6 protein-coding genes are annotated in these 5833 nt (G+C 68.9%); 2 read left to right on the top strand and 4 right to left on the bottom strand.

Features of this window, described 5'->3' with window-relative positions:
- Positions 1 to 1842 (top strand): DNA polymerase III subunit alpha (gene dnaE, locus ACOJSN_RS22545; RefSeq protein WP_420114728.1); only part of this gene is annotated, 1842 nt, incomplete at its 5' end.
- A gap of 105 nt (positions 1843 to 1947) precedes the next feature.
- Here dnaE and ACOJSN_RS22540 read toward each other — a convergent pair.
- On the bottom strand, positions 1948 to 2736 hold the full coding sequence (locus ACOJSN_RS22540) for an ABC transporter permease (RefSeq protein ID WP_420114727.1): 789 nt from the start codon (positions 2734 to 2736) through the stop codon (positions 1948 to 1950).
- Positions 2733 to 3602, bottom strand: coding sequence for an ABC transporter ATP-binding protein (locus ACOJSN_RS22535; RefSeq protein WP_420114726.1), 870 nt, complete (start codon positions 3600 to 3602; stop codon positions 2733 to 2735). Before ACOJSN_RS22535 ends, ACOJSN_RS22540 begins: the two co-directional genes overlap by 4 nt.
- Positions 3603 to 3742: 140 nt before the next feature.
- On the opposite strand from ACOJSN_RS22535, the gene ACOJSN_RS22530 reads away from it, so the two are divergent.
- A complete protein-coding gene (locus ACOJSN_RS22530; RefSeq protein WP_420114725.1) occupies positions 3743 to 4711 on the top strand; it encodes a TetR family transcriptional regulator in 969 nt (322 codons plus the stop codon).
- 16 nt (positions 4712 to 4727) lie between these two features.
- On the opposite strand, the gene ACOJSN_RS22525 is transcribed toward ACOJSN_RS22530, so the two are convergent.
- Both ACOJSN_RS22525 and ACOJSN_RS22520 read right to left on the bottom strand, forming a co-directional pair.
- Positions 4728 to 5411 carry a response regulator gene (locus ACOJSN_RS22525; protein WP_420114724.1) on the bottom strand — a complete coding sequence of 228 codons (684 nt, stop codon included), beginning with the start codon at positions 5409 to 5411 and terminating at the stop codon, positions 4728 to 4730.
- Positions 5408 to 5833 (bottom strand): sensor histidine kinase (locus ACOJSN_RS22520; protein ID WP_420114723.1); only part of this gene is annotated, 426 nt, incomplete at its 5' end. The genes ACOJSN_RS22525 and ACOJSN_RS22520, both read right to left, overlap by 4 nt.

The raw sequence follows: 5833 nt of genomic DNA, 5'->3' as shown, positions 1-5833 counted from the left end.
CAGATCGACTTCCCGGCCGGTGAGGACCTCGGCCTGGTCAAGATGGACTTCCTGGGGCTGCGCAACCTCACGGTCCTCGACGACGCCGTCAACAACATCGAGATCAACGGCAAGGAGCCTGTCGAGCTCGAGGCGCTACCGCTCGACGACGCTGCCACCTACGCGCTGCTCGGCCGCGGTGACACCCTGGGCGTGTTCCAGCTCGACGGCGGCGGCATGCGCGCGCTGCTGCGCCAGATGCGTCCGGACAACTTCGAGGACATCTCGGCCGTCGGTGCGTTGTACCGGCCCGGGCCGATGGGTGCGAACTCGCACACGAACTATGCGCTGCGCAAGAACGGCCTGCAGCCGATCACGCCGCTGCACCCGGCGCTGACCGGGACCCTCGAGGAGATCCTCTCCACCACCTACGGCCTGATCGTCTATCAGGAGCAGGTGATGGAGATCGCGCAGAAGCTCGCGGGCTACACGCTCGGCCAAGCCGATCTGCTCCGCCGCGCCATGGGCAAGAAGAAGAAGGAAGTGCTCGACGCCGAGTACGTCCCCTTCAGCGACGGCATGCGCGAGAACGGCTATCCGAAAGACGCGATCAAGGCACTCTGGGACGTCCTCGTGCCGTTCTCCGACTACGCCTTCAACAAGGCGCACTCGGCGGCTTACGGGCTGGTCTCGTACTGGACGGCGTATCTGAAGGCCAACTACGCCACCGAGTACATGGCGGCGCTGCTGACGTCCACACGCGACGACAAGGACAAGTCGGCGCTGTACCTCAACGAGTGCCGCCGGATGCGGATCACGGTGCTGCCACCGGATGTCAACGCCTCGGAGGCGCTGTTCACACCGGTCGGCGCGGACATCCGTTTTGGCCTGACCGCCGTGCGCAACGTCGGCGCCAACGTGGTCGACGCCATCGTCAAGGCACGCGAGGAGAAGGGGGCGTTCACCTCCTTCACCGACTTCCTGGACAAGGTGCCGGCAGTGGTGTGCAACAAGCGCACGATCGAGTCGCTGATCAAGTCGGGCGCCTTCGACACGCTGGGTCACACGAGGCGCTCGCTACTCGCGGTCCACGAGCAGGCCGTCGACGCCGTGATCGGCGCCAAGCGCAAGGAGGCCGAGGGCCAGTTCGACCTGTTCGCCTCGCTTGGCGCGGAGGCCGAGGATGCCGGCATGTCCTTCTCGGTCGCGGTACCGGACATCCCCGAGTTCGACAAGAAGCAGAAGCTCGCCTTCGAGCGCGAGATGCTCGGCCTCTATGTCTCCGACCACCCGCTCGCCGGGATCGAGCACGTGCTGGAACAGGCCGCCGACCTCTCGATCGCCACGCTGAACGAAGATGCCGACCGGCCCGACGGCTCCACGGTCACGATCGCCGGACTCATCACCGGCCTGCAGCGCAAGGTCTCCAAGGCGGGCAACGCCTGGGCGGCGGTCACGATCGAGGACATGGCCGGCAGCGTCGAGGTGATGTTCTTCGGTGAGACCTACCTGGGCTACTCGACGCAGCTGGCCGAGGACGCCGTCGTGGTGGTCAAGGGGCGCGTGCGGCGCCGCGACGACACGATGGCGCTGCTGGCCATGGAGATGTCGGTGCCCGACACCTCGCTCACCGATGACGCCCCGGTGCTTGTGAGCCTGCCCTCCAACCGGTGCACTCCGCCGGTGGTCGAACAGCTCCGCGACATCCTCAGCACCCACCCGGGCGTCACCGAGGTGCATCTCAAGCTGACCTCGCCCGGGCGCGCCACCGTGCTGCGCCTGGAGGACGCGCTCCGGGTGCAACGGACACCGGCTCTCTACGGCGACCTCAAGGCGCTGCTGGGACCGCACTGTCTCGTGTAGCGGACCCTGGGTCTACAGCAACCGGTTCGAGCCCCGCGAGGCGCACCTCGCGGGGCTCGGGTTCAGCTCCATGCTCGGGCGAGCAGGCCGACGTCCCTGACGCGGTTACCGGTCCCGGCTGCGCCGGAATCCGCGCACGATGAGGATCGTCGCGACGGCGAGGATGCCGAGGCACCAGGCGAAACTGGCGGCCAGCGGCGGTTCGCCCATGTCGATGAGCAGACCACGCAGGGACTCCACGAGCGGGTTGAGTGGCTGGTGCCGGGCGATCGGCTGCAGCACCTGCGGCATCGTCTCGATCGGGACGAACGCGCTGGAGATGTACGGCAGGAACAGCAGGGCGAACCCGTATCCGTTGGCCGTCTCGGGGCTCGAGGAGACGAGCCCGATGAATGCGAACAGGGCGGTGATCGCAAGGATCCACAAGGCCACGAGGCCCAGCACGGCCAGCCACTCGAGCGCGCCGGCGCTCGGCCGGAACCCGATCGCGAGTGCAACTCCGATCACGATCGTGGTGGCGAGCAGGTTGCGCAGGAGGCTGGCGACAACGTGGCCGGCGAGCACCGTGGCGGCCGGGATCGGCATGGTGCGGAAGCGGCGCATCGCCCCCTGCGTCACATCTCGGCTGACAGCCACGGCCACCGACGAGGCTCCGAAACCCGCGCACGTGAGGATGACGCCGGGCACCACGAAGTCGACGTAGCCCTGCTCGAGGATGGCTCCACCGAACACGTAGGTGAACACGAGCAGCAGCAGCACGGGCAGTGCGACCGCCATCATCAGTCCTTCGCCGTCGCGCAGGCTGTGCCGGAGGCTGCGGCCGATGAAGATGCCGCTCGCGCGCAACGCGCCCACGCCTCGTTCGGCGGTGTGAGGTGAGGTCAGGGTGGTCATGCGGCGATCTCCTCGGGGTCATGGGTCAGGGCGATGAAGGCGTCATCGAGCGTGGGGGAGTGCAGCACGACCTGCAGGTCGCGCTCGACGGGGTCGAGCGTGGCGAGGACATGCTCGATCGAGGCCGCGCTGCCGTCGGTCTCGATGCTGCGGACGGTGCGACCCTCCGGATCGACGAGGTCGAGGCGCTGTCCGCCGACGAGCGCTGTCAGCTCGGCTGCGGTGCCGTCGGCGACGATGCGCCCGTTGCGCAGCACCGCGATCCGGTCAGCGAGCGCTTCGGCCTCGTCCAGCGTCTGGGTGGTGAGGAACACCGTGGTCCCACTGCCGGCGAGCGTACGGACGTCGTTCCAGACGCGCCGACGGCTCGTCGGATCCAGGCCCGTTGTCGGCTCGTCGAGGAACAACACGGGTGCTGGGGCAATGAAGGACGCGGCGAGGTCGAGCCTGCGGCGCATGCCGCCGGAGTACGTGCTGACCTGCCGGTCGGCGGCGGAGACGAGGTCGACCTGCTCGAGGAGCTCGGCGGCCCGTTCGCGAGCACGGCTACCGAGCCCGAGCAGCCGCCCCAGCATGACGAGGTTCTCGCGCCCAGTGAGGAGGTCGTCGAGCGTGGTCTCCTGCCCGGTGGCGCTCACCAACGCGCGGGCCGCTGCCGGGTCTCGGAGCACATCGACGCCGTGGATGCGCACGCTCCCGGCATCCGGTTGTACGAGCGTGGTGAGGATCGATACCAGCGTGGTCTTGCCGGCACCGTTGGGGCCCAGGAGGGCGAAGACGCCGCCGGCGACGGCGAGGTCGAGGTGGTCGAGCACCGGCTCGCGGTAGGTCTTGACGAGACCGGTGATCTCGATGGGGTCAGCCATGGCTGTCCGATCTGTGGAAGAAGCGTATGGTGTGTGCGATAAACAGTATGCATGGAAAACTGTAGATCGGCAACGCGGTTTGCCTGCAGGGCGTCTGTGGTCCCGTACGGTGGGCCGTGACGGGGCAAGGAGGATGAGGCATGGCAGAGAACGACCTCTCACGACTGGTCGCGCTCGCCTGGGGGGTCGCGGCGGCGCCGCAGCGCGGACCCAAGCGGGAGCTGAGCCACGAACGCATCGTCGAGGCAGCGATCGCGATCGCGGACGCTGAGGGTTTGCAGGCCGTCACGATGCAACGGGTCGCGCAGACCTTCGGCTTCACCACGATGGCGCTGTACCGGTACATCTCGTCCAAGGACGACCTGCACCAGCTGATGCTCGATGCTTCGGCCGCAGATGATGACTGGCCGGTCGACGTCGACGACTGGCGCGTCGGGCTGCAGCAGTGGGCTGCCCGAGTCCGGCAGATCTATGTCAAGCACCCGTGGGCGCTGGACATCTCGCTGTCGATGGAGGCGCTGCTGATGCCGGGCCAGATGCGCGCCGTCAATGCGGGCATGCGCGCACTTCGCACACTGCCCGGCCCGGCAGAGGCCAAGCTCGGGGCGCTGATGACGATCTCGGTGCACATGCGTGGATTCGCCGCCGTCGAACGAGAGCTGGACTCCGACAGTCCCATCGACGAAGCCACCCGACGCCTCGTGCTGGAGGTCGCTACGGACGGACGGCTCCCCGATCTCGAGCCGGTGCTGCGTTCGGGAACCTTCTTCGGCGACGACGGCGAGGGTGACGACGTCGAGATCGCCATGTCGATGCTGATCCCGGGTATCGAACGCACCTTCGCGGCGTTCGACGGCGAATCGGTCGAGCCTGCGGAGCATCTCGAACGCACTCCGGAGCAGGCGCTGGTCGCCGCCGAGACTGCGCTCGAGGATGCGATCGCGCTGCGCAAGGCAACGCAGCAGCGTGTGCGTGCCCTCGAACGCGACGAGGCGCGCGCGCGCGAGGCACGCGATCGGGCGCGGACGGCCGCGAAAGAGGCCGCCAAGGAAGCTGCGAAGGTGGCCAAGCAGGTCGAACGCGACGCGGCGGCCTCGACGGCGACCTGAGCCGGTCCGGCCGCCCTCAGTGCCGGGGTGGGTCGGGCTCGCGGTGCTGATGTGCCAGCACGGCCAGCTGGATCCGATTCTCGAGGCCAAGTGCGGCCAGGATGGTCGAGATCTCGGCTTTGACCGTGCCGGCCGAGAGGTAGAGCTCGGCGGCGATCGCGGCGTTGGACAGACCGCGGGCCACCGCATCGGCGATCTGGCGCTCGCGCCTGCTCAACCCGGCCAGCGGATCGGGTGCGGTACGAGTCGTCCCAGGCTCCGCCGTCGCCCTGGCATGGTCGACCAGGGCGGCCAGCGCCGAGGCCGTGAACACCGACTCACCGGCTGCGGCGCGCCGCGCCGCGTCGATCAGTTCGCCCGGCTCGGCGTGCTTGAGCAAGTAACCGACCGCGCCCGCCCGCAGCGCAGCGAGCACCGTCGCGTCGGCGTCGAACGTCGTGAGCATGACGACGGCGGGTCGCTCGCCATGCTCGGCGCGCACCCGGGCGGTCGCCTCGACTCCGTCACACCGCGGCATCCGTACGTCCATCAGCACCACGTCGGGATCGGCGGCGGCGACGGCGTCGCTCACCTCGTCGCCGTCACTGGCTTCGCCGACGACCTCGATCGTGGGGTCGCCGTCGAGCAGGAGACGCAGTCCGGCGCGCACGAGCGGGTCGTCGTCGACGAGCACCACGCGCACGGGGGGCGTCGCGCTCATGCTCGCCATGGCAACGCCGCCTCGAGCACGAACGAGCCATCGGTCACCACGGCGCTCATCTGGCCGCCGTCGAGGCGGATCCGCTCGGCGAGGCCGGTCAGTCCGGCGCGCGAACCCGGCACCTCGGTCGGCGTCACCCCGACCGGGACCGGATTGGCCACCCGGACCGCCACGGTCTCCTCGGTTGCGCGGACCTCGACCTCTACCAGGGCGCCGGGAGCGTGCTTGCGGGCATTGGTCATGCCCTCCTGGACGGTCCGGAACACGCTTCGCTGGAGTTGTCTGCGTGCGCTTGTCAGGGCTTCGCGCCCCTCGAGCGTGAGCGTCACCCGCTCACCTGCGGCGGCGGCCTCGGTGACCAGATCATCCAGCGCCGTGATCGTGGGCTGCGGGGCTCCGGTGCCCAGCTCTCCATCGGAGCC

Source organism: Pseudactinotalea sp., from assembly GCF_048594945.1.
Taxonomy (GTDB): Bacteria; Actinomycetota; Actinomycetes; order Actinomycetales; family Beutenbergiaceae; genus Pseudactinotalea.
Note: the sequence above shows the minus strand (reverse complement) of the source record. Positions and strands in the feature narration are given on the sequence as shown.

Coding starts and splice junctions, on each gene's coding strand:
- ACOJSN_RS22525 (WP_420114724.1), bottom strand. CDS start 5,411: ATGAGCGCGACGCCCCCCGTGCGCGTGGTGCTCGTCGACGACGACCCG.
- ACOJSN_RS22535 (WP_420114726.1), bottom strand. CDS start 3,602: ATGGCTGACCCCATCGAGATCACCGGTCTCGTCAAGACCTACCGCGAG.
- ACOJSN_RS22540 (WP_420114727.1), bottom strand. CDS start 2,736: ATGACCACCCTGACCTCACCTCACACCGCCGAACGAGGCGTGGGCGCG.
- ACOJSN_RS22530 (WP_420114725.1), top strand. CDS start 3,743: ATGGCAGAGAACGACCTCTCACGACTGGTCGCGCTCGCCTGGGGGGTC.